The sequence below is a fragment of the Roseibium sp. genome (genome assembly GCF_051016195.1).
Taxonomy (GTDB): Bacteria; Pseudomonadota; Alphaproteobacteria; order Rhizobiales; family Stappiaceae; genus Roseibium.
In genome coordinates, this window is record NZ_CP134616.1 from 3,338,043 (window position 1) to 3,362,614 (window position 24,572).

27 protein-coding genes are annotated in these 24,572 nt (G+C 59.2%); 16 read left to right on the plus strand and 11 right to left on the minus strand.

What is annotated here, in order from left to right; translation table 11 throughout:
• Positions 1-125 precede the first annotated feature (125 nt).
• Complete coding sequence (locus tag RDA78_RS15195) at positions 126-863, minus strand: GntR family transcriptional regulator (RefSeq protein ID WP_434050669.1); 738 nt, start codon at positions 861-863, stop codon at positions 126-128.
• Positions 864-1,101: 238 nt separating this feature from the next.
• On the opposite strand from RDA78_RS15195, the gene RDA78_RS15200 reads away from it, so the two are divergent.
• The 9 genes from RDA78_RS15200 to RDA78_RS15240 all read left to right on the plus strand — a co-directional run bounded on the left by RDA78_RS15200 (position 1,102) and on the right by RDA78_RS15240 (position 8,304).
• The gene (locus tag RDA78_RS15200) at positions 1,102-2,091 is read left to right on the plus strand and encodes an ABC transporter ATP-binding protein (protein ID WP_434050670.1); all 990 of its coding nucleotides are present in this window, start codon (positions 1,102-1,104) and stop codon (positions 2,089-2,091) included.
• Positions 2,092-2,153: 62 nt separating this feature from the next.
• The gene (locus tag RDA78_RS15205; protein WP_434050671.1) at positions 2,154-3,446 is read left to right on the plus strand and encodes an ABC transporter substrate-binding protein; all 1,293 of its coding nucleotides are present in this window, start codon (positions 2,154-2,156) and stop codon (positions 3,444-3,446) included.
• Positions 3,446-4,393, plus strand: a complete 948-nt coding sequence (locus RDA78_RS15210; protein ID WP_434056152.1) for an ABC transporter permease — start codon at positions 3,446-3,448, stop codon at positions 4,391-4,393. Before RDA78_RS15205 ends, RDA78_RS15210 begins: the two co-directional genes overlap by 1 nt.
• A 3-nt stretch (positions 4,394-4,396) precedes the next feature.
• On the plus strand, positions 4,397-5,236 hold the full coding sequence (locus tag RDA78_RS15215) for an ABC transporter permease (RefSeq protein ID WP_434050672.1): 840 nt from the start codon (positions 4,397-4,399) through the stop codon (positions 5,234-5,236).
• Between the two features lie 7 nt (positions 5,237-5,243).
• Positions 5,244-5,972, plus strand: a complete 729-nt coding sequence (locus RDA78_RS15220; protein ID WP_434050673.1) for an aspartate/glutamate racemase family protein — start codon at positions 5,244-5,246, stop codon at positions 5,970-5,972.
• A 106-nt stretch (positions 5,973-6,078) separates the two neighbouring features.
• Positions 6,079-6,405 carry a hypothetical protein gene (locus RDA78_RS15225; RefSeq protein ID WP_434050674.1) on the plus strand — a complete coding sequence of 109 codons (327 nt, stop codon included), beginning with the start codon at positions 6,079-6,081 and terminating at the stop codon, positions 6,403-6,405.
• Positions 6,406-6,518: 113 nt separating this feature from the next.
• Positions 6,519-7,046, plus strand: a complete 528-nt coding sequence (locus RDA78_RS15230; protein WP_434056153.1) for a L,D-transpeptidase — start codon at positions 6,519-6,521, stop codon at positions 7,044-7,046.
• Between the two features lie 21 nt (positions 7,047-7,067).
• The gene (locus tag RDA78_RS15235; RefSeq protein WP_434050675.1) at positions 7,068-7,745 is read left to right on the plus strand and encodes a L,D-transpeptidase family protein; all 678 of its coding nucleotides are present in this window, start codon (positions 7,068-7,070) and stop codon (positions 7,743-7,745) included.
• Between the two features lie 58 nt (positions 7,746-7,803).
• Positions 7,804-8,304, plus strand: coding sequence for a hypothetical protein (locus RDA78_RS15240; RefSeq protein ID WP_434050676.1), 501 nt, complete (start codon positions 7,804-7,806; stop codon positions 8,302-8,304).
• Between the two features lie 28 nt (positions 8,305-8,332).
• On the opposite strand, the gene RDA78_RS15245 is transcribed toward RDA78_RS15240, so the two are convergent.
• Entirely contained in the window at positions 8,333-8,695 is a 363-nt protein-coding gene (locus RDA78_RS15245) for a nuclear transport factor 2 family protein (RefSeq protein WP_434050677.1), read from the minus strand.
• A 15-nt stretch (positions 8,696-8,710) separates the two neighbouring features.
• Here RDA78_RS15245 and RDA78_RS15250 point away from each other — a divergent pair, with 15 nt between their 5' ends.
• Positions 8,711-9,115, plus strand: a complete 405-nt coding sequence (locus RDA78_RS15250; RefSeq protein WP_434050678.1) for a LuxR C-terminal-related transcriptional regulator — start codon at positions 8,711-8,713, stop codon at positions 9,113-9,115.
• Between the two features lie 50 nt (positions 9,116-9,165).
• On the opposite strand, the gene RDA78_RS15255 is transcribed toward RDA78_RS15250, so the two are convergent.
• Positions 9,166-10,605, minus strand: coding sequence for a helix-turn-helix domain-containing protein (locus RDA78_RS15255; RefSeq protein WP_434050679.1), 1,440 nt, complete (start codon positions 10,603-10,605; stop codon positions 9,166-9,168).
• A gap of 128 nt (positions 10,606-10,733) precedes the next feature.
• Between RDA78_RS15255 and RDA78_RS15260 the strand changes: the two genes are divergently transcribed.
• Positions 10,734-11,039 carry a helix-turn-helix domain-containing protein gene (locus RDA78_RS15260; RefSeq protein WP_434050680.1) on the plus strand — a complete coding sequence of 102 codons (306 nt, stop codon included), beginning with the start codon at positions 10,734-10,736 and terminating at the stop codon, positions 11,037-11,039.
• A 141-nt stretch (positions 11,040-11,180) separates the two neighbouring features.
• Entirely contained in the window at positions 11,181-11,612 is a 432-nt protein-coding gene (locus RDA78_RS15265) for a YqaA family protein (RefSeq protein WP_434050681.1), read from the plus strand.
• Positions 11,613-11,621: 9 nt separating this feature from the next.
• Here RDA78_RS15265 and RDA78_RS15270 read toward each other — a convergent pair whose 3' ends face one another.
• Complete coding sequence (locus tag RDA78_RS15270) at positions 11,622-11,849, minus strand: hypothetical protein (protein ID WP_434050682.1); 228 nt, start codon at positions 11,847-11,849, stop codon at positions 11,622-11,624.
• A gap of 42 nt (positions 11,850-11,891) precedes the next feature.
• A complete protein-coding gene (locus tag RDA78_RS15275) occupies positions 11,892-12,119 on the minus strand; it encodes a hypothetical protein (protein WP_434050683.1) in 228 nt (75 codons plus the stop codon).
• A gap of 262 nt (positions 12,120-12,381) precedes the next feature.
• On the opposite strand from RDA78_RS15275, the gene RDA78_RS15280 reads away from it, so the two are divergent.
• Both RDA78_RS15280 and RDA78_RS15285 read left to right on the plus strand, forming a co-directional pair.
• A complete protein-coding gene (locus tag RDA78_RS15280; RefSeq protein WP_434050684.1) occupies positions 12,382-13,515 on the plus strand; it encodes a hypothetical protein in 1,134 nt (377 codons plus the stop codon).
• A 133-nt stretch (positions 13,516-13,648) separates the two neighbouring features.
• The gene (locus RDA78_RS15285; protein WP_434050685.1) at positions 13,649-14,848 is read left to right on the plus strand and encodes a pyridoxal phosphate-dependent aminotransferase; all 1,200 of its coding nucleotides are present in this window, start codon (positions 13,649-13,651) and stop codon (positions 14,846-14,848) included.
• 52 nt (positions 14,849-14,900) lie between these two features.
• Here the strand turns inward: RDA78_RS15285 and RDA78_RS15290 are convergent, their stop codons facing one another.
• Genes RDA78_RS15290 through RDA78_RS15305 form a run of 4 tightly spaced genes read right to left on the minus strand, consistent with a single transcriptional unit; the run spans position 14,901 to position 19,104 of the window.
• Positions 14,901-15,797, minus strand: coding sequence for a hypothetical protein (locus RDA78_RS15290; RefSeq protein ID WP_434050686.1), 897 nt, complete (start codon positions 15,795-15,797; stop codon positions 14,901-14,903).
• 19 nt (positions 15,798-15,816) lie between these two features.
• A complete protein-coding gene (locus tag RDA78_RS15295) occupies positions 15,817-16,584 on the minus strand; it encodes a class I SAM-dependent methyltransferase (protein ID WP_434050687.1) in 768 nt (255 codons plus the stop codon).
• Positions 16,581-18,110 (minus strand): hypothetical protein, encoded by a 1,530-nt coding sequence (locus tag RDA78_RS15300; protein ID WP_434050688.1) that lies wholly within the window; start codon positions 18,108-18,110, stop codon positions 16,581-16,583. The genes RDA78_RS15295 and RDA78_RS15300 overlap by 4 nt, the downstream gene beginning before the upstream one ends.
• Positions 18,097-19,104: a glycosyltransferase family 2 protein gene (locus tag RDA78_RS15305; RefSeq protein WP_434050689.1), complete on the minus strand. Its 1,008-nt coding sequence runs from the start codon at positions 19,102-19,104 to the stop codon at positions 18,097-18,099. Before RDA78_RS15305 ends, RDA78_RS15300 begins: the two co-directional genes overlap by 14 nt.
• Positions 19,105-19,362: 258 nt before the next feature.
• On the opposite strand from RDA78_RS15305, the gene RDA78_RS15310 reads away from it, so the two are divergent.
• Positions 19,363-19,971: a hypothetical protein gene (locus RDA78_RS15310; RefSeq protein ID WP_434050690.1), complete on the plus strand. Its 609-nt coding sequence runs from the start codon at positions 19,363-19,365 to the stop codon at positions 19,969-19,971.
• Between the two features lie 104 nt (positions 19,972-20,075).
• Here RDA78_RS15310 and RDA78_RS15315 read toward each other — a convergent pair whose 3' ends face one another.
• The gene (locus tag RDA78_RS15315) at positions 20,076-20,372 is read right to left on the minus strand and encodes a hypothetical protein (protein ID WP_434050691.1); all 297 of its coding nucleotides are present in this window, start codon (positions 20,370-20,372) and stop codon (positions 20,076-20,078) included.
• A 680-nt stretch (positions 20,373-21,052) separates the two neighbouring features.
• On the opposite strand from RDA78_RS15315, the gene RDA78_RS15320 reads away from it, so the two are divergent.
• Entirely contained in the window at positions 21,053-23,119 is a 2,067-nt protein-coding gene (locus RDA78_RS15320; protein WP_434050692.1) for an elongation factor G, read from the plus strand.
• A gap of 170 nt (positions 23,120-23,289) precedes the next feature.
• On the opposite strand, the gene RDA78_RS15325 is transcribed toward RDA78_RS15320, so the two are convergent.
• Entirely contained in the window at positions 23,290-24,423 is a 1,134-nt protein-coding gene (locus tag RDA78_RS15325) for a serine hydrolase domain-containing protein (RefSeq protein WP_434050693.1), read from the minus strand.
• Between the last annotated feature and the right edge of the window lie 149 nt (positions 24,424-24,572).

Genomic DNA, 24,572 nt, shown 5'->3' on the forward strand with positions numbered 1-24,572 from the left:
CGTAGGGTCAAGTTACGAATGTGAACTCGGGATCAGACCTGCGTTGAGCGGACTTTTCAGAAACTCTTGCCCGTCGATGCCGATCCGATGCAGCAGCTAAGCTGAGTGGAAACCGGCTGGTCTCCTCAGTCCGACTTCAACGCGTCCGCCAGAGACGACTTCGGCTCCTGCTTTTCGCGCAGGTCCAGCCCCGAATGCAGGTCGACGATGTGGCTTTTCTGAATCTCTTCAGCCGCCGGTCCGTCCTTTTCGGAAAAGGCCTTCATCAGGGCATGATGTGCGTGGCTTTCACAGGTCGTGTCGGCCCGGCGCCAGTAGAGCGCAATGATCAGCGAAGAGCGGGAAATCAGAGACCGGACCATCTGGGACAGCACCTGCTGATCGGCGATATCCGCAATTGCAATGTGAAAGGCGCCGGAGAGGGCGAGCGCCTTGCCCTTGTCACCTGAGGCGAGGGCGGCATGTTCGGCGTCCAGGTGTTTTTTGAGTTTCTTGAGATGAGATGCTTTCATTGCATCTGCCGCCAGGCGCGCAATTCGCGGTTCGATCAGAGCCCGCGCCTCAAAAACCTCCTGTGCCTCCCGGATGCCGGGGCGTGAAACGAAGGCTCCGCGGTTCCTGGCAATCGTAACAAGGCCGGAATGGGCGAGCGCCTGAAGAGCGGCCCGCACAACGGTGCGGCTGGCACCATAGATCTCGCCGACCTCATCTTCCGACAGCTTCATGCCTGGCGCGAGACGGTGTTCCAGGATCGCGTTATGCAGGTTCAGGCAGATGTCGAGCGTACGTCCGGGAGGCAGCTGAAAGGTCTCGTGCGTGGCGGTGGCGCCAAATCCGTCCGGCGCTGTTATCGATCGGGCCATGCTGTCGTCATCACGTCTCTGGTTTCGTATCCGTTTATATATCCAGATGTGCCCAATCGCAATTTAGATCGTATACAATTTTTCATCATGATGTATTTTTTTTGATCAGTTTTTGTGCACTTTAGCTGCCAGTCCCAGGCAGCCTAGCATCGAAAATCACCGAAATCAGCCGTTTCTTCTGTTTGGCACGTCTCGTGCAGATAAGGCATCGATTTCGTCGAATTCGCAAGTGTGCTGCATGAAAAATACCGAAGACCTCGAACTCGTCGCGACGACCAAACGCTATGGTGACACCATCGCGGTCGATGCGATCAATCACCGGTTTCAGGCTGCGACCTATTCCTGCCTGTTGGGCCCGTCCGGGTGTGGCAAGTCCTCGACCCTGCGCATGATTGCGGGCCACGAGCATGTCAGCGAAGGCGACATTCTCCTCGGTTCCAGCAACATAACGGATCTGCCGCCGGCCAAGCGCGGGACGGCGATGATGTTTCAGAACTATGCGCTGTTTCCGCATCTGAGCGTGGCCGACAATGTCGCGTTTTCGCTGAAGATGCGGGGCGTCGACAAGGCGGCGCGGCGGTCGCGGGCGCTGGAGCGTCTCGACCTGGTTGACATGGCCGACTACGCACAACGTCTGCCCTCCCAGCTTTCCGGTGGCCAGCAGCAGCGCGTCGCCCTGGCGCGCGCTCTGATCACCGAACCTTCCGTGTTGCTTCTCGATGAGCCGCTGTCCGCGCTCGATCCCTTTCTCAGGATCAGGATGCGGCTGGAACTCAAGAAGCTGCAGCGCGATCTCGGAATTTCCTTCATTCACGTGACCCATTCGCAGGACGAGGCCCTGGCGCTCGCAGACGAGATCATCGTCATGAATGGCGGCATTATCGAGCAGGCCGGCCCGCCCAAGGACGTTTTCAATGCGCCGCTGACTGAATTCGTTGCCCGCTTCATCGGCGGGCACAACGTGCTGCGTATGGAAAGCGGCCCGGTCGCGATCCGGGCCGATCGTCTGACGCTCAGCAAATCCGGCGCGGCGATTTCCGGCTACGAGGCCAGCGTGCGGGATGTCGAATATCTCGGGTCGTCCGTCAACGTCGCGCTCGCAGTTCCCGAGATCGGCGATCTGACGGCGGCGCTGCCGGACCAGGTCTTCTTCAGTGATCCGTTTGAAATTGGCGCAACTGTCTTCCTGTCCTGGAAGCCTGAGGACGCGCACAATCTGGCGGCCTAAGGCGCCGCTGCAACGCCCCGCTCAAGGGGCCAAAACCTCCAAGGGGATGAGGAGTAGCAGTCATGAAGAACACGACAGACAGGAAGGGCTTGAGCCGCCGCAGCGTATTGAAGGGCGGCGCGGCGGCTGCCGGCGCCGCGCTCGGATCGGGAGCCGTCACCGGTTTCCCGACAATCTGGGCGCAGAACATCAAGGACGTCACCCTGCGCCAGTTCGGTACAGGTGTTTCGAACCTGAACGAAGTTGCGGCCAAGGTGAAGGAAGACCTCGGTTTCACGCTCGAAATGACGGCACTGGACAGTGACAGCGTCACGCAGCGTGCGGCAACCCAGCCCAAGTCCTTCGACATCGCGGACATCGAGTACTGGATCTGCAAGAAGGTCTGGGGTGCGGGCAACCTGCAGCCGATGGACACGTCCAAGATCAAGAACTACGACAAGATCGTCGGTATCTTCAAAAGCGGCAAGCTGACGCCGGAATCCACCATCGCGCAGGGCACCGCGCCGCACACCGTCGGGTTCGTCGAAGGGCCGGATGCCAAGTCATTTGCAACCGGGGAAACGGGCTGGATGACCCTGATCCCGACGATCTACAACGCCGATACACTCGGCATCCGGCCCGACCTGATCGGCCGTCCGATCGAGAGCTGGACCGAACTGCTGAACCCGGAATTCAAGGGCAAGGCTTCCATTCTGGATATCTCCTCCATTGGCATCATGGATGCGGCGATGGTGTGCGAGGCGATGGGTGAGGTCAGCTATGGCGACAAGGGCAACATGACCAAGGAAGAGATCGACCAGACCATGGCGATCTTCACCGAGGCCAAGAAAAACGGCCAGTTCCGCGCCTTCTGGAAGAGCTTCGATGAAAGCGTTAACCTGATGGCATCCGGCGAAGTGGTCATCCAGTCCATGTGGTCTCCGGCCATCACGGCGGTCCGTTCGAAAGGTATCCCGTGCGTCTACCAGCCCCTGAAAGAGGGCTACCGCTCCTGGGGCGGCGGCATCGGCCTGTCGAAGAATCTCTCCGGCCTGGAACTGGATGCGGCCTATGAATACATCAACTGGTATCTCGATGGCTGGGTCGGCGGTTTCCTGATGCGTCAGGGTTACTATTCCGCTGTTCCGGAGACCTCGAAGAACTACATGAGCGACAACGAGTGGGGCTTCTGGTTCGAAGGCAAGCCGGCGACCGAGGACATCGTCAACCCGTTCGGGGACGTGATGGAAAAAGCCGGTTCGGTCCGCGATGGCGGCGCCTTCTTCGACCGCATGGGTGCGGTCGCCTGCTGGAACGCTGTCATGGACGAAAACCAGTACATGGTTCGCAAGTGGAACGAGTTCATCGCAGCATGATGACGTCGCAAGTTGCTCCCTGCCCGGCGGAAGGCCGGGCAGGGGCAGGTTCTTCCAGTGATACGCACACCCGCAAACCGGGCAGGTTTGACCCTTCAAGACAAGCCGAGAGGGTGAGCTGGCTGTTGTCCATCCCGCTTGTCTGCATTCTCGGCTTCTTTCTGCTGTTGCCGATCGCGATCATCGTTGTCGTCAGTTTCTGGAACTACAACGAGTGGTCGTTTTTTCCCGATTTTGTCCTGGACAATTATGCCTTTCACCTGACATCGCCGGTGACATGGGCGACCTATCTGAAGACTCTTAAATTCATGGCGCTGACATGGATCTTCTGCGTGGCCATCGGTTTCACGATCGCCTATTTCCTCGCCTTTCATGTCCATACGCTGCCGATGCAGGTGACGCTATTCCTGCTGTGCACGATCCCGTTCTGGACGTCCAATATCATTCGGATGATCTCGTGGATCCCGTTTCTGGGCCGGAACGGGATTGCCAATTCGACGCTGATAGAGATCGGCGTGATCGACGCGCCCCTGGAATGGCTGCTCTATTCGGATTTTGCCGTGGTGCTGGCCTTTGTTCATCTCTACGCACTTTTCATGGTGGTGCCGATCTTCAACACCATGATGCGGATCGACAAGTCGCTGATCGAGGCGGCACGCGATGCGGGTGCGAACGGCTTTCAGATCCTGACCAACGTCATCCTGCCGCTTGCCAAGCCGGGCATCATGATCGGGTCGATCTTCGTCGTCACCCTGGTGATGGGCGACTTCATCACCGTCCGGCACATGTCCGGCGGTCAGAGCGCGTCGGTCGGGCGGATCATTTCCAATGAGATATCGCTGCTTCAATACCCGGCCGCTGCTGCGTCTTCGGTGGTGCTGTTGTGCACGGTGCTTTTGATGATCGGCATCATGATGCGCTTCGTCGATATCAGAAAGGAACTTTGATCCATGGAAAGACGTGGCCGTTCCTTTTATTTCCTGGCAGCTTTTTTCGCGCTTTTCCTTTTGTTTCTCTATGGACCCGTTGTGACCATCGGCATCCTTTCCTTCCAGGGGCCGCAAGGCGGACTGACCTTCCCGATGAACGGTGTCTCGCTGCACTGGTTCTTCGATCTCTTCGAAGAACAGGCGGTCGGAGACATCTGGGGGTCGTTCCGCCGGTCCTTCGCGCTCGGCCTAATGGTCATGTGCGTGACGGTCGTGGTCGCGGTGATGGGCGGCATGGCCTTCCGGAACAGGTTCCGCGGATCGAGCCTTCTGTTCTATGTGATCGTTGCCAGCCTGATCATTCCGTCGATCCTCGTTTCGCTCGGTGTCGGCCTGATCTTCAATATTCTGGACTGGGAAGTGCATTGGTCGACTTCGGGTTTCGGATCCCAGCTCACCTGGACTCTGCCGTTCGGATTGCTGATCATGTTCGCGGTCTTCAACCGGTTTGACAAATCCTACGAGGAGGCCGCGCGGGACCTGGGTGCGAGCCCGTGGCAGACGGTCAGATTTGTCGTTCTGCCGATCATCGCACCGATGCTGATCGGGGTGGCACTGTTCGGCTTCACCCTGTCTTACGACGAGTTTGCCAGGACGCTGCTGACGGCGGGCTCCTATAACACGCTTCCGCTTGAAATCTACGGCATGACCACGAACGTGACGTCGCCTGTTCTTTACGCGCTCGGCACGCTGACGACCCTGTTTTCGCTTTTGATCATCGGCACGTTCCTGACCGTGCTGGCGCTGCTGCGCAGACGGCAGGAACGGCAGGGGTCGGATGCGGGCAAGGGGCTCGTGTGAGGCAGGCATGACCCCGACCGGCAGACATCTCCTGATCATCAACCCGAACACCACGGTCGCCATGACCGAAAAAATCGGGGAGGCCGCGCGCGCCGCTGCGGGCCCGGGCACACGGATTACGGCCATCAATCCGGTGCACGGTCCGGCAGCCATCCAGGGGGCGGATGACGGCGCCGCGGCACTCCCCGGCCTTTATTCCCTCGTCGAGGAGGTTCTGGAAAGCGGGGAACAGTATGACGCCCTGATCATCGCCTGTTTTGATGATACCGGTCTGTGGACACTGAAGGAAAAACTGGACATTCCAGTCATCGGCATCGGCGAAGCCGCCTATCACTCGGCAGCCCTGCTGGCCTCCCGCTTTTCCGTGGTCACGACCCTGTCGGTCTCCGTCCCGGTGCTTGAAGACAATCTCGAAAAAAACGGGCTGCTGAGCCGCTGCGGCAAGGTGCGCGCGTCGGAAGTGCCGGTTCTGGAACTCGAAGAGGCCAGCCCGGTCGCCGTCGACAAGATCCGCGCGGAGATCGGAGCTGCACTGGAAGAGGACCAGGCCGGGGCGATCGCGCTGGGGTGCGCCGGCATGGCGGATCTTGCGCATGCCTTGAGCGCCGAATTCGGCATACCCGTCGTAGATGGCGTTGCAGCCGCCGTGCGGCTCGCCGACGTCGCGCTCGACATTGGCCGGCAGGACGTGCGTGAAACGGGAAACCCGGATACCAAGCTGGATTTCGGTACCTGATCGCGGGTCACGGGCATGATGTTTTCGTTAGCGCCGCATCCCGCTTCACAAGAGTGTGAAGTCACGTGTCTAGGTTTCGTTAACCCGCTTCGGTAAATTGTTGTGCATGTTCCGGGTTTTACTCATCATTGGTCTTCTGGTCGCGGGCGTGCAGCAAGGTTTTGCGCGTGGCGCCGTCGATGTGTCCAAGGACGAGCTTCAAACTGTCGTGTCGATGGACGAGGCGGTGGCACAGCTCACAGCGGGCGAACCGGATGATGAGCAATCGGTCGCCGAGACTAAACCCTCCTTCTGCAAGAATTCCGAATGCAAAGCCGTCATGGCGTCCGCGTCCCCGGTTTCGCGCGCGGGGCAGGGTCATCCGGACTGGATAGCGCCGGGGCACCAGGCCTCCGTGCAGAAGAGGCTGGAACCCAAACCGCCCAATTCCTGATCAGCCGACTTTCCCGGCGGACGTTTGGTCCGCCCGAATGCTATTGGAAATCAGGAGATACCCTCGTGCTGAACAAACGAGATCTGTTGCTTGGCGGTGCCGCTTCCCTTGTGATGGCCATGCCGGGCGTCGCAAACGCGCATCACACCGCGAAATACAAGAACTTCAAACTGGACCCGCAATACGCACCACAACGCGTGTTCCTGTCGATGAGCTATGCACCGGGGACGATTGTCGTCGATCCGAAGAACCACTTCCTTTATCTGACGGAACGCTGGGGCCGGGCGCGCCGCTACGGCGTGGGTGTCGGCAAGGCCGGGCTGGCCTTCAAGGGCCGGGCAACGGTTGACCGCAAGGCCGAGTGGCCACGCTGGACCCCGACCAAGAACATGATCCGCCGCGAACCGCAAAAATATGCGCGCTACGCGAAGGGTGTGCCAGGCGGTGTCAACAATCCGCTCGGAGCGCGCGCGCTCTATCTCTACAAGAATGGGCGCGACACCTATTACCGGATCCACGGCACCACGCAGCCATGGTCCATCGGCCGCTCCGTCTCCAACGGATGTATCCGCATGATCAACGATCATGTCATCGATCTCTATGCCCGGGTTCCGCTCGGCACACAGGTCGTGGTTCTCTAGCGCGATCCGGACAAGACATCGATGACAAACCACGTGACACGGCGTCAGGTCCTGTCAGGCGGCCTTTGCATGGCCTCCCTGACGCTTGCCGGATGCTCGACAACGACAAGTCGGGCACCTGCACCAGTGCAGCCGCAGCCCCAGGTGGATGCGTCCTTCCTGCAGAACTACGGGCCGCGCCCGCAGGAGGAGTTCCCGCTTCCCGGGATCGATCCCAGGGTCCTTGCGCCTGAATTCAGGCGGCAACGGGTGGCTTACAGAACCGATGAGAAACCCGGCACGGTCGTGGTCGACACAAGCAGCTTCTACCTTTACCTGGTCGAGCCGAGCGGAACCGCGATGCGCTACGGCGTTGGTCTGGGCCGTCAGGGTTTCGAGTGGTCGGGACGGGCGCGGATTGCCTGGAAAAGGCCGTGGCCGACCTGGACGCCGCCGGAAGAGATGATCGCCCGTGAACCGCATCTGGCGCCTTACAGCGCGGAAAACGGCGGCATGCAGCCGGGCCTGGGCAACCCTCTCGGAGCGAGGGCTCTCTATATCTTCCAGGGAAATGTCGACACGCTTTACCGCCTGCACGGCACCAACGAGCCGGCTTCGATCGGCAAGGCGGTGTCCTCGGGCTGCGTACGCCTCATCAATCAGGATGTCATCGATCTCTACGACCGGGTCCGTTCGGGTGCGAACATCGTGGTGGTTTGAACGTGTCTCGCGCTGGCCACTTTCGTGTGCCCCGGCGCGGCAATCAATCAGGTGACTTATGAAGAAACAACGCAAATCCTCCAAGCCGAAGGACAGGAAGTCGCGGCAGAACATTGAGCAACAGCAGGTCGAAGGCGTCTCAGCGGGACGCCGGAATTTCCTGCGTCTTGGGCGGAACATCGGCATCGGGGCCGTGCTCCTGGGCGGCACCGGCTACGTGTTCGCACAGAACTTCGCCAGCATGCGTCACGAGCACGATCTCACGCGGGTCGGGAACGGGCGGCCAACGGTCGTCCAGATCCACGATCCGCAGTGTTCCCTCTGCCGCTCCCTGCAGGCCGACACCCGCAAAGCGCTCGACATGTTCGAGGACGGAGAGCTTGACTATGTCGTCGCCAATATCCGGACCGCAAAGGGCAAGACCTTTCAGAACCGGTATGGCGTGCCGCACGTCACGCTGCTGCTGTTCGACGGCAAGGGAGACCTGCAGGAGGTTCTGCAGGGACAGCGAGGAGCCTACGAGTTGCGCAACCATTTCCAGGCGCTGCTGAACGGGTGAGTCCTGGCGGTCAGGGCGCGGTCTGCGGTCATGGCATGCCCAGTGTGGTGACCAGCGACACGACCTTGCCGTCTGAAACGGTAAAGATGTTCGTGCCGCTGCCGCTTCCGCCCGGTATTGCCCGGGAATAACAGGTCCACTTGACCGTGATTGTGTTGCCTTCGATTTCAACGGCGACCAGATTGATCACGGCATCGTCGAAGTCTTCGCTCCGGCTGGCGGCAAACGCCGCCAGAATGGCGTCGCGTCCCCGGTGCGGCTCGCTCTGCCCTGAGAAGGGTTCGGAATAGATCGCGTCATCGGCAAAGATCGAGCCGAGCAGATCAGTACCCGAGGGCACGGCTTGCATTGCCAAAAAGAAGTTTGCAATGTTCAGGGGAAGATTGCTCATGCGAGGTCCTTTCCAATGACTGTCGATGCGGATGTGATTGAAGCCCTGGCCGTGGTGCTGGAGGATCTGCAGAAGGGCCCGCAATCTCCTATCCCGCCACGTACGATCGAGGCGCTTTCGGCGCTTGCGATGAACGGCAGAAAGCTGAGGGTTGATCTGGACGCCAGCCGCACACTCGGCGCACCCCTGGTCACGGTGTTCGAGAAGCCGTCGGATACGGAGTTCCTGGCGCCGCTCACGCTGCGCCAGAAGGACGTCGCACGGTTGCTGATCGATGGAAAGTCGAATCGGGACATTGCGGAGACCTGCGGCATAAGCGTTGCGACCGTGAAAGATCATGTGCACGCCGTTCTGCAACGGCTGAACCTGCCTTCGAGAGGTGCGGTCATGGCAGCGTCGAGAGCAGCCACAAGAGACTAGTCCCGGCTTTGCCGGCGCACAATCCATCCGAAGATGGATGGTGGGCAGCGTCACCCGGCGGCTTTTACGCGGTAGGGGACGATGCCGCGCTGTGCGGGATCGATCAGCGGTTCCTTGTCTATGGCCGGGAAGGCGCGCTGGTCGCAATCGTCGCGTGGGCAGATGCGGCAATTCACGCCGATTGGCTCGGGTGTCGAGACTTCATTCACGGCCAGTCCGTCCGCGTAGACGATCGCATCGGCGTATTTGAGCTCGCAGCCGATGCCGAGCGCGTATCTGCGTTCTCCCGTGCGGTAGTCGGCCTGATGCTTGGTTATGCTGGTTGCGATGCAAAGATACTCGATGCCGTCCGGCATCTGTGCGATCTGCGCTGTGAACTTGTTCGAGTTCTGCTCAAAGGCCTGATGAACATTCCAGCGCGGACACGATCCGCCGAAACGGGCGAACTGGAAACGGGTGGCGCTGTGCCGTTTGACGACGTTTCCGGCGCGATCGATCTTCACGAAGTAAAATGGCAGTCCATTCGCACCGGGACGTTGCAACGTCGACAGCCTGTGGCAGACCGTTTCAATGCTGGCATCCATCCGGTTCGACAGAAGCTGTATGTCATGCCGGCATTCCGTCGCGGTGCGCAAGAAGTCGTCATAGGGCAGGAGGAGGGCACCGGCAAAGTAATTGCGCAGGGCAAGCGTTGCGATCCCTTGCGCCGACCCCGTCCTGAAATTTGCGCGTTTGACCTCTTCGGCGATCAGGTCCTTCACGCACAGATCCGCGATCACCGTTCCCAAAAGGAAGCTCTTGGTCGACTGCGGAACGGCGCGGTAGATCAGGATCTTCCTGGTATAGTCCTGATGCCGGATGAGTGTGCCCTGATAGTCGGACACCTGCTCAACGGAGATGTCGAACCGTTTCTTGAGCCAGCCGGTCAATCGGTCCAGCTTGCTTTCGCAGGTGTGCAGGCTGATCTCGTAGGAGAGCTTTTCCGCGGCCCGGTCAATCGTGTCGACGTAGTTGTCCGTGTAGTGAAAGAAATCGCGTACCTCGTCATAGGCGGACTTGCGCACGCTTGTCGCCGTCTCGTCGGTGCCGCTCATGTGAACGAGGTCGTCTTCCAGGACGTCCCTGTCGTGATAGCTGCGCAGCGCACCGTAGAGGTCCATGATCGCCTGGGTCACCGCCGGCGCCCTGGAAACGAGTTCCTGGATCTCCTGCCTGCCGACGGTCGAATTGTGAAACTGGGTGTCGGCGAAAACCTCCTCGAGATCCTGGACGACGCGGTCCATGTCGTTCTTCTCGAAGGCGGCAAGGTCGACGCCGAAAATCCGGTTGATCGTCAGAAGGACCGAGGCGGTCACCGGCCTGTTGTTGTTCTCGATCTGATTGACGTAGGCGGTGGAGAGCCCGATTTTCCGGGCGAATTCGGTCTGCGACAGGCCAAAGTCGGACCTTATCTGCCGAAGCGTGTGACCTGAATAGAGCTTCTTGTTCATCGCAGGTTCCGTCAGTCAATTGCAAATTTTTAGCTTTATTCTGTATGCTCTTTAACATTTTACAATATAATCACTTTGGGGGAAAGTCTGTCCGACAAAACGGAAACGCACCAGGTTGGACCCTCGCCATGAACGCTCTTTTTTCCATCGACGCCCAGGATGCTCCTTCAGCTCATGTCTTGATCGAGCCCGTGCGCCGGCCCCTTAACCTTGCCGAAAAGCTGACCCGCCGGCAGCTGGAAATCCTGCTCATGCTTTGCGAGGGCAAGGTCAACAAGCAGATCGCCTATGATCTTGGAGTATCAACAGCAACGGTTAAGGTGCACATCCGCAACGCGATCACGCGGCTGGGTGCGAAGAACCGCATGAATGCCGTGGCAATCGTCGCCGCAAACAGCGCCCTGTTCAGGAACTCCGTCCTCGAGGTGGTGTGAACGCAGGAAGATCGAACGAAAGGCCGGGTTTCGTGGGCAGGGATCCGGCGAACCCGGTTCAAGACCAATCGCGTAGCTGGTGAGCTTCGGCGTCGTGCCGACTTGCCGAACCAGGCGTGCCGCGTATATGCAGACCCTGTCATGTACAGCAGTCTTTTCGGTCTTTTCGGCATCTCATTCCTCGCCGCCACCCTGTTTCCGGTTCAATCCGAACTCGGCCTTTCCGGCCTCATCTATCTGGAAACAGCACCGGTCGCCTTGCTCGTTTTCACGGCAAGCCTCGGCAACACGCTTGGTTCGGTCGTGAACTGGGCACTCGGGCGGGGCGCTGTCAGCTTCGCCGATGCCAAATGGTTTCCCGTCAAACCCGACAAACTGGAACGGGCAACGGCGTGGTATCGCCGATACGGCCGCTGGAGCCTGCTCATGAGTTGGGCGCCCATCATCGGGGATCCGTTGACCCTGGCTGCCGGTGTCCTGAAAGAGAAGTTCTGGGTGTTTCTGGGGTTGGTCGCCCTTGCCAAGACGGGCCGCTATATTCTCGTCGCGCTGCTTGCGACGCAGTTTTTGTGATACGCGAACCTATTTTTTTGCAGGTGACTTGCCGCTGTGCGGCAATGTCTGTTCGATTGCAGGCATTCCGGACTCGATTGCGTCCTCTGCGTCCGAATTGGCCATCGCCGCTGCAACAACAAGCCCCACGGCAAGCGCCATGCCGAGAAAAATCGCCTGCAGCAGCGGCTTTGCGTCACGCAGGTCACTTCGCCGGGAGCGATTGTCCCGACGGCTCAGTTGTTCCGTTTTGGCCATGATGAGTAAACCGGTTTTCTTGTTCTTGTTGCTGTTGTCTGTCTAACCGTCGCGTTCGATTGCCTGCCGCAGGTCTTCAAAAAGGCGCATCCCGAGAAGGTGGGTTACGGCCGCCATCGTAACGAATGCCGAAAGTGGAAGCAGCAGGGAGGGCGCAATCGCCAGTGACATCAGCATCAGCAAGGCAATTGCCAGCAGAAAAAGCACGACAGGCGAGAAACCTGTCGCTGGAACTCTTTTCGATGCGTCCGTTGAAGTCACGAAGGCCATGTGAACTCCTGTCATCTTCCGCGTTCCATATGTGTGGAACATTGGGCCGTGAGACGGACCGCAATCGGGCAATCAGTGTGTGTTTTCGTGACCACAATGCGGCAACGGAGTTTCGGTGGAGACGCACGCGGGACAGCAGCAAATTCGGAACGTTCCACAAATTCGCCAGTCCTGCCCGATTGTCCTGCGGCTTTAGTCTTTGTTTGCTTTTTTGTGTGATCCTCTGAGGCTGGTAACGCCGAGTAAACAGGTCGGGCACAGTATGACACTTAACGAAGCACAAAACGCTTTGCCTCAACAGTCGCAGGAGTCCGACGCGCCGCCAAAAGGGCAGGCGCAGCCGCAGCAGCAAGGGGAAGCGCCCGCGCTGTCGCTGTCCGGGCTTCAGTTTTTCATCGCCGACATCAACAAGAAAACGATCTTGTGGCACGAAATCGGATCGCAGAACTTCGACAGTAAAGTCAGGGATCTGCAGGAAGCTCCGTCCAACGACGCCCTGCGGCATCTGGCACCGGAAGACAAGAAGACCATCCTGAGGCTCGTGCAGGGCGCAATCAGGGAAGGACGCGCCGGTCCTTTCGACGTCGGCGGTGGGCCGGACCATCGCATTCCGGGCATTCCGATCGTTGCGTACCGCCACGAACTGTCGGACGGCCGGATCCTGGCGATCTGCTTTCCGTCGATCGGCGAATCCGACGACAACCCCGGCAAGATTGCGCTCGGCATTGCGCCGATCCTTCAGCATTTTGTCGCTTCGTCCTCCCGGATCGTTCTTCTGGTCGACAATTTCGGCTATGTCCGCTTTGCAAGCGACGGATTCCTCAGGAGTTTCCAGATCGAGGACGTGCGCCTGATCCTCGGACGAAACGTTGCCCACATCCAGAACCGGGTCGGTCGAACGATCGTATCACTGACGCTGGCGGCCCTGACACGGCGCGCGAGCGCAACGGGACGCGGCAAGTTCCTGCTCGCTGCCAGTGACAGCATCGACCTCAAATACGACGCGATGTATTTCCGCATGGGCGGAACCGTCGGCGGCGTTCTGTTCTCGGCCGGGCATATCGGTGGCGACGTCAATTTCGCCGAGGTCTTCGAGGTCTGCTCCGCACCCATGCTGGTCATTAACTCGCAGACACGGATGATCGTCGCGGCCAATCACGCTGCCATGAAAACCTACAGTCTGACGTCTGACAGTCTGGAAGACCGGGCCGTTACGGAATCCCTTTTCGAGGATGCCGACTTTCAGTCGATGCTCGGAGCGGCAAAGCAGGATTCCGATGTGCCTCTCGCGGTTGAGGTGAAGACAAAGTCCGGGACCAAGAAGAAACGCTTCAAGTGCAGTCTCATCGACAGCGAGACCGACGAGCCGAAACTCATTCTGGAAACGCGCAGCTGACCCAGCGCAGAGGTCTCCGGCCGGCAAAAAAATTGCTTTGCCGCCTTGGGTGATGCCGATTGACTCTTGTCTTCTGACACGCACGGTTCTACGGTCCGCGCGCTGTTAATCCCGTTTCCCCCTGGAGGACATTATGGGCTTTCTTGCTGACGCATTGGCGCGTGTACAACCTTCTGCGACCATCGCTGTCACCAACAAGGCGCGCGAGCTTAAAGCTGCTGGCCGCGATGTAATCGGTCTCGGCGCTGGCGAGCCGGATTTCGACACACCGGAAAACATCAAGACCGCTGCGGTCAAGGCCATCAACGAAGGCAAGACGAAATACACCGCCGTGGACGGTATTCCCGAACTGAAGGCAGCGATCGCCGAGAAGTTCAAGCGGGAAAACGGGCTGACATACGCGACAAACCAGATCACGGTCGGAACCGGTGGCAAGCAGGTGCTCTATAATGCCCTTATAGCAACCATCAATCCGGGCGACGAAGTCATCATCCCGACACCTTACTGGGTCAGTTATCCCGACATGGTGCTTCTGGCCGGTGGCGAACCGGTAATCGTCGAAGCGGACAAATCCACGTTCAAGATCACGCCCGAAGCGCTTGATGCCGCGATCACGTCGCGCACCAAGTGGCTGATCTTCAATTCGCCTTCCAACCCCTCCGGGGCTGCCTATACGGAAGCGGAACTGAAGGCGCTGACCGATGTGCTCATGAAGCATCCGCAGGTCTGGATCATGACCGACGACATGTACGAGCACCTGGTCTATGACGACTTCAAGTTCACGACGCCCGCACAGGTCGAACATGCGCTTTACGATCGCACGCTGACCGTCAACGGCGTCTCGAAGGCTTATGCGATGACCGGCTGGCGGATCGGATATGCCGGCGGGCCTGCCGATCTCATCAAGGCCATGGCCAAGGTGCAGTCGCAGTCGACGTCAAATCCCTGTTCGATTGCACAGTGGGCGGCCGTCGAAGCGCTTTCGGGCACGCAGGATTTCATTCCGAAGAACAACGAGATCTTCAAGGCGCGGCGCGACCTTGTGGTCTCCATGCTGAACCAGGCACATGGCATCACATGCCCTGTGCCGGAGGGCGCGTTCTACGTCTTCCCGTCCTGTGCCGGTACGATTGGCAAGACGGCCCCGTCCGGCAAGGTTCTTGAAAACGATGCCGATTTCGTGACTGAGCTTCTGGAAACGGAAGGCGTTGCGGTCGTGCACGGGTCGGCCTTCGGACTTGGTCCGAACTTCCGCATTTCCTATGCGACCTCGACCGAAGCGCTGGAAGAAGCCTGTCAGCGCATCCAGCGTTTCTGCGGCAATCTGAAATAGTCAAAGTCCCGGTTCATCCGAGGCAAGGAAGGGCGGCATGAGCCGCCCTTTTTCAGTTGTGCGGGGTCTCGCCGAGTGTGGCTCTTCGCGGCTCTTTCAACCAGCTTCCCAAAAACAGGAGCACGTCGCCGAGCGTGGTTACAACGCGGAACAGGGCGGTCGCGATCAGCACGGTGTCTTCCTGGTTCAGAAACGACAGCAGCGCGATCAGGGTCGCTTCGCGGGTGCCTATGCCCCCAGGTGCGCCTGGCGTCAGGTAGCCAACGAGCCACGCGACAATTCCAGCGCCGGCCAAAACGGCTGCCGGTGCCTCTGACAGAAGGTTGAAAACAGCAGCAAAGGTGCCGCCCAGACACAGCATGAACATCGCGGCGAGGCCGACAACCGGCAAGACCTTGTGAATTTGCCGCACCGTAATGCCCGGAACACGATCCGGAAAGAGAACTGCAAGGCCAATGGCGCAACACAGGATCACAGCCGAGCCGTACCATGCGATGCGGGGCAGCCAGGGGACAAGATCTGAGAGAAACCCGAGTGCCCCCAGGCAAACGATGGTCACCGCCGCGCCGAGAGGAATCACGGCGAGTTCGAGCAGCGTTGCCTTGACGATCCCGCCATCGCTGACAGCGTTACCGCGCAGATAGAGACCCCGGCCGATCAGGTGCGCGACGTTTCCAGGCAGGTATTTGGCGACCTGTGTGACGCAGAAAGAAGGGAAGGTTCTCGATCGGGGCTCTGAGGCGAAGAGGTTCACAATGCGGTGCCAGCCTTCCGCCAGCAGCAAGAGGGACAGTGCGTAGGGAACGGACAGGGCAAGGATCAGCGAGAGCTGGCTCGCGCCTGGCCGCCAGCCGGAGATGCCGTTCCAATGCCGCTGTATCTCGAAGGCGACAAAAACCAGCGCGACCAGAAGAATGAAGCGGCCGCCCCAGACAGCAACACCTTTCAATCGTGCCTCCACGCCGTCTTCACTCCTTGAGGTGTCCGGGCCGCCTTTTGAGAACGGTTGTCTCTTCGGAATAGGGCAGGGATGGCGTCAGGCCCCGGTGGATCTGCGCCTGCAGCCCGCAGGTGCCCATTGCTTCCTGATAGCGTTTTCTTTTTGAATTGTCGAAAACGACGATGCCGCCGGCGGACAGTTTTTCGATTGCATGACGCAGGCAGGCACCGCGTGCGCGTCCGTCGATGACGATCACGTCGAACTCCCCGTCTTCGTGCAGGATCGCCTTTGCGTAGTTCTCAAACGAGAATCCGGCATATCCAGGCTTTTTCGACAGATAGACGGGATCGGTGTCCGGTGTTGCCGGGGTGGCTTCGATGAGTGTGTAGCTGGTGTTTTCACCACACCCACCACAGCTCAGGCGCTGGCTTACCAGCGCATGCCAGGACTTGTCGTGTTCAACGCTTTTGACGACACCCGCCCGTTTGCTCAGCCAGACCGTGCTTGCACCCGAACCGTATTCGAACACGCGCGCGTCCGGGTGCGTGCGCAAAAATGCCTCGATCTCGTCGATTGCGCTGTAAGTCCACCAGGGCACGTCCAGCTCGATCAGCCCGTCAATGTCATGAATGGCAAACAGGCTTCTCAGGAAATGAGCCCAGCGTTTTTCTGCAGCCGCCTCATTCAGCCGGCTCAGGAGGCCGAGCCGCTGTGCGACGGGGCGCGCAAGACGCATGGTTCCGACATATGCCTGTTTGGCTCCTGGCAGCGGATTGAGGTGCATCGCGACACTCATCCGCCGATCCTGGGCGGCTGGCAAATTCTAAGCGTGTCTGTCTCCGAGAATCCTTTTCTCTCGGTGAGCAGCCGGCACTGATCCATGGTCCAGACCGGTTTCGTCTGTTCATTCACCTGGAAGAAGCGCAATTGTCCTGCGCTGTTGGCGGACATCAGCAGGCCCACCATGAAACAGGCACCGATACCCCATTTCCAGGCAGCCTTATCTGGCGAAGCCGAGAACCTGGGCACCAGAGCGGCAAGACCGACGAGGGCAAGAAGGCTCAAGGCCGGCCACATATCGATCCGGTAGCGGAGCGTAACACTGCCGTAGGAAAGCGTCAGCAGCGCGATTTTCAGACCGCCCGCCATCGGAATTGCCATTTTCCGCCAGGTGGCTCGCTTTGCCGACGGCGCGAAGAAGGCGAACGCGATCCAGAGCGGCCATAAGAACACGATCCCGGCATAGGGCTGTTCGACTTTTATGAAACCGAGATCGCCTGCCAGGACCTGCTTGGTGAAGGCATGAAACTTTTCCGAGACCGGATCAAGGTAGGTTTTGATCATCGGCGGGTCGAAAGCATAGAGCGTGAAATTGTGCGGAATGCGCTTGATGTTGAACTTGCCGTGCTTCTTGAAGGCTTCGGCCCGCTCGCTGTCGGTTTCTTCAAAGCCCCAGTAGACGAAGCCGTACTGGACTTCGGTCTTTGCGAAGCTGCCATGGGTCTGGGTGGCATCGCCGAACCGTGCCACGTTCAGCCCCAGATATCCCACGCCGCTCGCGCCTAGGATCGCAAGGGCGAGCCCGATACGCAGCCAGTGCTGCCTGAAGGAAGTGACCGCCAGAACGAACAGGCAAAGACTGCAGGCAAGGTAAAGCCCGATCGCGATGTTCGGCCGCGCGTGAAGAGTTGCGGCCGCCAATAGAGCGCATGGAATTGCGGTTCGCCAGAAGGGCCAGTTGCCGAAACCGACATGGGTCCAGATCAGCACGAAAGCGCCGGTCGTGGCATAAGCAAGCGCGATCGGCTCATGATAGAAGGACGTGTTTGCCGCCAGCAGGAAACCGGGACTGCTGAACCAGATGGCAATGCCGAGCAATCGGCTCAGAGACAATCCCCGGCTTCCGAGCTGCGCGAGGTCCTTCGCGCACACCTTGACGAACGCCGCATGGTAGCAAAGCGTTCCAAGGCAGGCCCAGGCCCAGATGGAGAGCTGGGCAAGGCCGACGCTTTGAAACGGCCAGAACCAGCCGAGAAGGAACCGCGTCAAGAGCGGTCCGACACCATGATAGAGGTAGGCCGTGCCGTCGGCTGTGTAATGCCCTTCGATCTGGACAACGCGTGCCGGCAGATCGAGGTGGCCGGAGAGGATCGCCAGATAGTATTCGTCGTAGATGTTCTGGCCGAGGGGAAAAGCGTCCGGCCCCTGCAGCAACCCGCTGGCCAGAATGCCGTAGAATACCGTGCCGATGGCAATCAGATCGATCGCCCGGAAAAGCGTGATGTTTTCGGCCGGGCCCGCAGCGGAACTAGACTGTGTCATGTGATTGACCAACAATACGAAGCGGTTCGTTCAGTTCCGACGGCTTCTCGGAAGAGGGGTGTTGTTCGAGGCGGCGCACACGCTCAAGAACGGCTTCGGTGAGACGCCGATTGGTAGCCAGCGCATCGCTCAAAAACGCGATCACGACCGTGATGTATCCGGCCAGCAGGAACATGCTGCCAAGAACGAGCGACTGTAGCCGCCCCTCCCCATCGCCGATCGAATAAAAGTAGAGGAACCGTAGAACAGGCAGCAAGCCAACCGCGATCATGATCATGCCGGCCCACAGGAACGCGTTCAGGGAGCGATACATGAAATAGCTGCGCAGAATGGTGACGATCTGCTTCTTCAGGAAACGGAAAGTGGATCCAGCGAGCCTCGACGGTCTCGTCGTCGGGTTGGTTTCAACCGGAACCGACAGAACAGTCAGCCCGTGCTGTCCGGCGTGGATGAGTGTTTCCGTGGTGTAGCTGAAACGGGTCATGACGTTGATGGTGAAGGCCGCCTCGCGCGTGTAGGCCCGGAAGCCTGAAACTGCGTCACCCACATCGACACCGGAGAGATTGCGCACGACGCGCGTTCCGAGTTTCTGCAACTGGCGTTTCAGCCAGGAGAATTCCCGATTGTCACCGGGGTTGCGATCGCCGACCACGATGTCTGCCTGTTTTTCCAGGATCGGTTTGACAAGGTCCGGAATGCTGCCGCCGGAATACTGGTTGTCGCCATCGGTGTTGACGATGATGTCGGCGCCGAGCGCGAGCGCGGATTCGATCCCCTTTTGAAAGCTTCTCGCAAGTCCCTTGTTGCGCCCGTTCTGAACGATGTGGTCAACGCCGCACAGACGGGCAATTTCAACGGTCCGGTCGGTCGATCCGTCATCGATGATCTGGATTTCGACCTTGCTGATCCCCGGGATCGATCTGGGAATACAGGCAACAACAAGGGCCAGCGTGGCTTCTTCGTTGTAGCAGGGGATTTGGACGATCAGTTTCATGGAAAGCGCAAGACTTCAGACTGGTTTACGTTTGTTCCGCCGATGACCAGGCTGTGCGTTTGAGGTGGGGAAGACTTGTCGCATGTTCTTCCGTTTCCGCAACCAGGGTCAGGACTCGTTAATTCGGTTGTCGAGACATAGCACTCACACTTTAAAAAAATGATAAGCCTTGACTGCCCGAAACCGGACAATAGTCTTGAATTTCAATGAAGTCGGGCGGTTGTATTTCGGGCGTTCGGCAACAAATGAGCGAGGTTCGTGAGCATGAAATCGCATCAGCAACAATGGCTTCAGGATATCCTCGAAGGACTGCCTTCGGTCGCTTTTCTGCTCGTATGGCGCCAGAGCGGAGATCTGGAACTTGCAGGCTGGTGCGGGGCTTTGCTCGCGCTGATTTCGTTTGTGCTGTTCTTCGCGGCCAGGTCCAGGATGAATCCGGTGCTGCTGGGGATCAATCTGCATCTCCTCATCGTGACGCCCCTGATCGTCGGGACTTATCGCCTCGGCTTCGCGGATCTTGGCGCATTCCTGGCGGCTTATGCCCACAGCGCTGTCCTGGTGAGTGTCTTTCTGGCAGGCGTTTTCCTCACCATCTTTTCCGAGCGCGGTTTCATCGGATCAAAGGGACTGCCACCAAAACGGAACAGACGCTATTCGTTCGCGATGCTTGCGGTCTCCGCACTCGGGATGATCTGGGCACTGTCGCAGCCGGATAGCAGCCTGGTGCCCGTCGTTGTCACGCTCACGGCGCTGATCGCCGGACGCAGGTTCGTGCTGGCGCGTCAGGCGGACAACTCCTCCTCCGCGCTGGCGCCGCTTGGTGTCTTGCCGGCTGGGGAGGTGTCCAGCCCAATGGCTGAGACCTGACCCTCGGGGTCAGCAAACTGACGCTGCAAGAGATCAACTAGCCGCGAAGGGTTCCAAGCGAATGACGGGCAAGCGTTTCAGGCCGGGCGTTTGCCCGTCCGGTTCTACCGTTGCTGGATGTCGCATGGCGCGCCCGGACCTGCGCAAGGGTTCGCCGGATTCTCGCGTCTGGAATTGAGGCGGTTGATCTGATCGGTCCGGTTCAGACGGTTCGCTCTTTCGATCTGCTGTTGGGTCGAGAAATTGTTCCTTTGATTGTTTAGGTTCTGATTGAGCATCTGCTCGGCGGACGGCAGCGTGCTCGAATTTGGCAGGCCACGGAGCTGCACGTTCTGCGCCGCCAGTGGCTGAATACAGAAGCAACAGAGGGAAGCCAGCAGCAGGCTTTTGCCAACACTCATCAAGGAAACTTTCGATTTCTCCTGTCATCTCACCAATGAGATGACCCTGACATCTGTCCGTACCCCAGGGTACGGACTCCTAATTGAAGTCAATTTGGTTTGGATCGTTTTGACCAGCTGCGAGAAGCGAAAGCGCAGGAAATGTGATTCATTTTCAAGCCTTTCGCGACGTTGCAGATGGCCAAAACGGCCAAATCCAGAGGACGGCAAAATGGCTGTACCTCGCAGCGTCACCGCGCTTGACCGGGCAATGAGCCCGCTCTGCACACGCTTCCTCCCGAGATTTTGCCATTTCTGCCGCCAAATCGACTTCATTTATGAGTCCGTACCCTAGCGCTTTCCCTATCCATTCGGCAACGGTGCATGCGGCTGCAGCGCCAGTGGGTGAACTCTTCTATCTTTGGTTTCAGCGACCAAGACGGCAAGACTTTGTATTCGGGTCTTGATTCCAATCGGAGGGCGGAATTGCTGCGCTGCGGCGCATTATTCCCTTGCCTTGAGGCCTCTTTCGGCGCGACGATATCTCTTCGCCCCAGATCGAGTGCCCGATTTGCAGGGCAAAGAGCCATGCAGCCGGACCGGGCAAAGATCCTTGAGGGGTGTGACGCGGCAGGCCCGCGTCCCTCGTCGGCCATGCCGCGTTGTTACGGGGATATCCTCGAACAAACGGGAGGCTCATTATGGCAAACACGATAAACGGAAAAGGATCAGCTGCCGGCAGTACGCCGCGCTGCATCGCCCTCGTCGGTCCTTTCGGCAGCGGAAAGACCAGTCTCTTGGAGGCGTTGCTTGCGCGAACCGACAAGCTGCAGCGGCAGGGCACGGTGACCGACGGAAACACCGTCGGCGATGCCTCCCCGGAAGCGCGTGCGCACGGGATGAGTGTCGAAGTGAACATCGCGGAAACGGACTATCTCGGTGACCGGTTTGTCTTCGTCGATTGTCCGGGTTCTGTTGAATTCCTGAGCGAAATGGACGGAGCTCTAAGTGGTGTCGATCTTGCCATCGTTGTCGCGGAGGACGACGAGCGCAAGGTTCCAGCCTTGCAGCTCATCCTGAAAGCTCTTGAAGCCCGCGCCATCCCGCGGGTTTTGTTTTTGAACAAGATCGACAAGAGCAACCGGCGCGTCCGTGATGTGCTGAGCGTGCTGCAACCGGCTTCCGCCGTACCGCTCGTGCTGCGGCAGATCCCGATCTGGGAGGACGGACAGGCGACCGGTTTCATTGATTTGGCGCTGGAACGCGCGCATGTCTATCACGAGAAGGAGGCCAGCACGCAGATCGACATGTCCGATGAGGACCACGCACGTGAACTGGAAGCCAGGTTCACGATGCTGGAGCTTTTGGCCGATCACGATGATGATCTCATGGAAGCGCTGCTGGAGGACATCGCCCCGGACCGCGACCTGGTTTTCTCCGATCTTGTCAAGGAAATGCGCGACGGTCTCATCTGTCCGGTGTTCTTCGGGTCCGCGGATCACGGCAACGGTGTCAGCCGTCTTCTCAAGGCGCTGCGCCACGAAGCACCGGGTGTCGATGTGCTCAAATACCGCACGACCGATCGCGAAACCGGGTCCGTGCTCCAGGTCATCAAGACCATGCACACCCAGCACGGCGGCAAGCTTTCCATTGCCCGCGTGCTTGAGGGTGAGGTTTCGGACGGCGACAGTCTTTTCCGCAACGGCCGCGATGAAGTGAAGGTGTCGGGCCTCTTCTCCATCTTCGGACAGCATGCCAGCAAGACGGCGACGGCCAGCAAGGGCGACCTTGTCGCACTCGGCCGCCTCGACGAGGTGGCGACCGGGGATCTTCTGAGCCATGACCAGGGCGACCTGGTCAGCATGGATGCCGGCGAACGCCGCGCTCCGGTGCTGGCAACCGCTGTTGCGGCCGCCCAGAGAAAGGACGAGGTTCGGCTTTCAACGGCGCTGGCGAAATTGGTGGAAGAGGATCCGTCCCTTTCGATCAGCCAGAACCAGGCGACGGCGGAAACGCTTCTGGAAGGCCAGGGTGAAATGCATCTCAGGGTCGCCCAGGAACGGCTTGCCGGAAAATACGGGCTTGATGTCGCGGTGCATACGCCGCACGTCCCCTACGCGGAGACGATCCGGGGCAAGACCAAGGTGCGCGGGCGCCACAAGAAACAGTCTGGCGGACACGGCCAGTTCGGAGACGCGGTTATTGAAATCTCGCCGCTTCCAAGAGGCGAAGGCATTCAGTTCACCGACACGATCACCGGCGGCGTCGTGCCCAAACAGTATATCCCTTCGGTGAAGGATGGCGTGATGGACGCGCTGACACGGGGCACGTTCGGCTTTCCCGTCGTGGATGTCGCCGTCTGCCTCACGGATGGCTCCTATCACTCTGTCGACAGCTCGGACCAGGCGTTCAAGATGGCCGGCATTCTGGCGATCCGCGAGGGACTTCCGGAGTGCAAGCCGGTGTTGCTGGAGCCGATCCACAAGGTCGTGGTTGCCTGCCCGAACGATGCAACGGCGCGGGTCAACGCCATTGTTTCGGCAAGGCGCGGTCAGTTGCTCGGCTTCGATGCCCGGCCGAATTGGCCGGGTTGGGACGAGGTGCAGGCGCTGATGCCGGAAGCGGAAATCGGCGACCTGATCGTCGAACTCAGATCCGCCACGGCGGGCGTCGCCAGCTACACGTCCGAATTCGACCACATGGCCGAACTTGCCGGCAAGGCCGCCGAGCAGGCGCTTCAGAAGTCCGGGAAGCAGCAGGCGGCCTGATTGGCCGAAATTGGCAAACCCGCACATTTCCAAAGAGGGGCTACTGGCTCCTCTTTGTGATTTGGGTTGACGAGTAGCTGCGGGCCGGGATGCGCCCCTTGTTTAAAGGGGCCACGCCAATTGGTTCCGTCTGCGGTCTTCGTATGCCTTCATGAGCGGCGTGTTGAAGGTCAGTGACCAGCGTAGACCGCGCGCTCAAACGCGTCGTAAGTCTCCATGAAAGGCGGTTCCACAAAGGGGAGGGACTGGGTCATGATCACGGCGGCCAGATCCTTGCCCGGGTCGACCCAGTAGTGGGTATTGCAAACGCCCGCCCAGCTTTGCGTTCCGGCAGACCGCTTGCCGGGAACATCCGATGTGTGCAGCGCTGCGATCATGCTGTGCGACGTGTCATCCGGCAGAACGACATCGGCCGTGATGGGAGCACAGGAAACCATCGTCTCAAACGTAAGGCCGTTCATCTGGTCGGCGAGCATTGTTTCCAGACCGCTCTCCGACAAAATCCGGTTGCCGTTCAATTGTCCCCCGTTCAAGATCATGCGCAGGAACCGCATGTAATCGTTCGGGGTGGAGTAAAGGGCATGCCCCATGCCGTAGACTTCCGGTAACGCCGGAGGCGCGATCTCCATCGGAGCGAACTTGCCGTCTTCACCGCGGATTTGGACGTCGGCGAGCCGCTCCTGAAGTCCGTCGGGCTCAAATGCCGTGCTGGTCATGGCGAGCGGCTCGAAGATTTCCTCCTGGCAGAAGACGTCGATGCGCCTGCCGTCGGCAGCCTCGATCATCTGACCCAGCCAATCGGTACTGGGGCCATAGCCCCAGCGTGTTCCAGGATCGGAGGTCAACGGATAATGAAGCGAACTCTTCAGCCCGGACAGGATCGTGGGATGGCCGGTCAGTTCCATGTAGCGCGGCACGTCCGTGTTCCAGAATTCGTATTCCATCCCGCTTGTGTGCGTCACAAGATGACGCAAGGTGGCGCGGGTTTTCGGCGCGCGCAATTGAGGAGTGTCGCCGTCGAAACCCTCCAGCACCTTCAGACCGTTCCAGGCGTCCAGGAGTTCTCCTACCGGTGTGTCGAGTGTCAGCTTGCCCCTGTCCACCAGGATAGCGGCGGCGAGGCCGCCGACGGCCTTGGTCATGGAGAAAATGCGGAATACGGTATCGGCATCGACAGGCTTCGACGCGGTGGCATTACCGGACGCATGTGTGGATGTGACACCATCGGAATTGCCGGTCATGCCTATAACGAATGGCACTTTCTCTTCATCGACGGCATTTCTCAGTACGCTCTCGATCGACATTTGTGTCCTCCCCGCTATTGTCATTTTTTTCAGTATCCAACAATAGACCCATAATCGCACTGGTTGCTATTCAATTCGCAATACCACCAAGACGCAGACTTCCGTCCGGAATGTGATCTCCGCAATGCAAGAGTTTTCGGATCAAGGTC

Excerpts from the sequence above, each read along its gene's own strand:
- RDA78_RS15195 (WP_434050669.1), bottom strand. The coding sequence starts at position 863 with ATGGCCCGATCGATAACAGCGCCGGACGGATTTGGCGCCACCGCCACG.
- RDA78_RS15200 (WP_434050670.1), top strand. The coding sequence starts at position 1,102 with ATGAAAAATACCGAAGACCTCGAACTCGTCGCGACGACCAAACGCTAT.
- RDA78_RS15205 (WP_434050671.1), top strand. The coding sequence starts at position 2,154 with ATGAAGAACACGACAGACAGGAAGGGCTTGAGCCGCCGCAGCGTATTG.
- RDA78_RS15210 (WP_434056152.1), top strand. The coding sequence starts at position 3,446 with ATGACGTCGCAAGTTGCTCCCTGCCCGGCGGAAGGCCGGGCAGGGGCA.
- RDA78_RS15215 (WP_434050672.1), top strand. The coding sequence starts at position 4,397 with ATGGAAAGACGTGGCCGTTCCTTTTATTTCCTGGCAGCTTTTTTCGCG.
- RDA78_RS15220 (WP_434050673.1), top strand. The coding sequence starts at position 5,244 with ATGACCCCGACCGGCAGACATCTCCTGATCATCAACCCGAACACCACG.
- RDA78_RS15225 (WP_434050674.1), top strand. The coding sequence starts at position 6,079 with ATGTTCCGGGTTTTACTCATCATTGGTCTTCTGGTCGCGGGCGTGCAG.
- RDA78_RS15230 (WP_434056153.1), top strand. The coding sequence starts at position 6,519 with ATGGCCATGCCGGGCGTCGCAAACGCGCATCACACCGCGAAATACAAG.
- RDA78_RS15235 (WP_434050675.1), top strand. The coding sequence starts at position 7,068 with ATGACAAACCACGTGACACGGCGTCAGGTCCTGTCAGGCGGCCTTTGC.
- RDA78_RS15240 (WP_434050676.1), top strand. The coding sequence starts at position 7,804 with ATGAAGAAACAACGCAAATCCTCCAAGCCGAAGGACAGGAAGTCGCGG.
- RDA78_RS15245 (WP_434050677.1), bottom strand. The coding sequence starts at position 8,695 with ATGAGCAATCTTCCCCTGAACATTGCAAACTTCTTTTTGGCAATGCAA.
- RDA78_RS15250 (WP_434050678.1), top strand. The coding sequence starts at position 8,711 with ATGACTGTCGATGCGGATGTGATTGAAGCCCTGGCCGTGGTGCTGGAG.
- RDA78_RS15255 (WP_434050679.1), bottom strand. The coding sequence starts at position 10,605 with ATGAACAAGAAGCTCTATTCAGGTCACACGCTTCGGCAGATAAGGTCC.
- RDA78_RS15260 (WP_434050680.1), top strand. The coding sequence starts at position 10,734 with ATGAACGCTCTTTTTTCCATCGACGCCCAGGATGCTCCTTCAGCTCAT.
- RDA78_RS15265 (WP_434050681.1), top strand. The coding sequence starts at position 11,181 with ATGTACAGCAGTCTTTTCGGTCTTTTCGGCATCTCATTCCTCGCCGCC.
- RDA78_RS15270 (WP_434050682.1), bottom strand. The coding sequence starts at position 11,849 with ATGGCCAAAACGGAACAACTGAGCCGTCGGGACAATCGCTCCCGGCGA.
- RDA78_RS15275 (WP_434050683.1), bottom strand. The coding sequence starts at position 12,119 with ATGGCCTTCGTGACTTCAACGGACGCATCGAAAAGAGTTCCAGCGACA.
- RDA78_RS15280 (WP_434050684.1), top strand. The coding sequence starts at position 12,382 with ATGACACTTAACGAAGCACAAAACGCTTTGCCTCAACAGTCGCAGGAG.
- RDA78_RS15285 (WP_434050685.1), top strand. The coding sequence starts at position 13,649 with ATGGGCTTTCTTGCTGACGCATTGGCGCGTGTACAACCTTCTGCGACC.
- RDA78_RS15295 (WP_434050687.1), bottom strand. The coding sequence starts at position 16,584 with ATGAGTGTCGCGATGCACCTCAATCCGCTGCCAGGAGCCAAACAGGCA.
- RDA78_RS15300 (WP_434050688.1), bottom strand. The coding sequence starts at position 18,110 with ATGACACAGTCTAGTTCCGCTGCGGGCCCGGCCGAAAACATCACGCTT.
- RDA78_RS15305 (WP_434050689.1), bottom strand. The coding sequence starts at position 19,104 with ATGAAACTGATCGTCCAAATCCCCTGCTACAACGAAGAAGCCACGCTG.
- RDA78_RS15315 (WP_434050691.1), bottom strand. The coding sequence starts at position 20,372 with ATGAGTGTTGGCAAAAGCCTGCTGCTGGCTTCCCTCTGTTGCTTCTGT.
- RDA78_RS15320 (WP_434050692.1), top strand. The coding sequence starts at position 21,053 with ATGGCAAACACGATAAACGGAAAAGGATCAGCTGCCGGCAGTACGCCG.
- RDA78_RS15325 (WP_434050693.1), bottom strand. The coding sequence starts at position 24,423 with ATGTCGATCGAGAGCGTACTGAGAAATGCCGTCGATGAAGAGAAAGTG.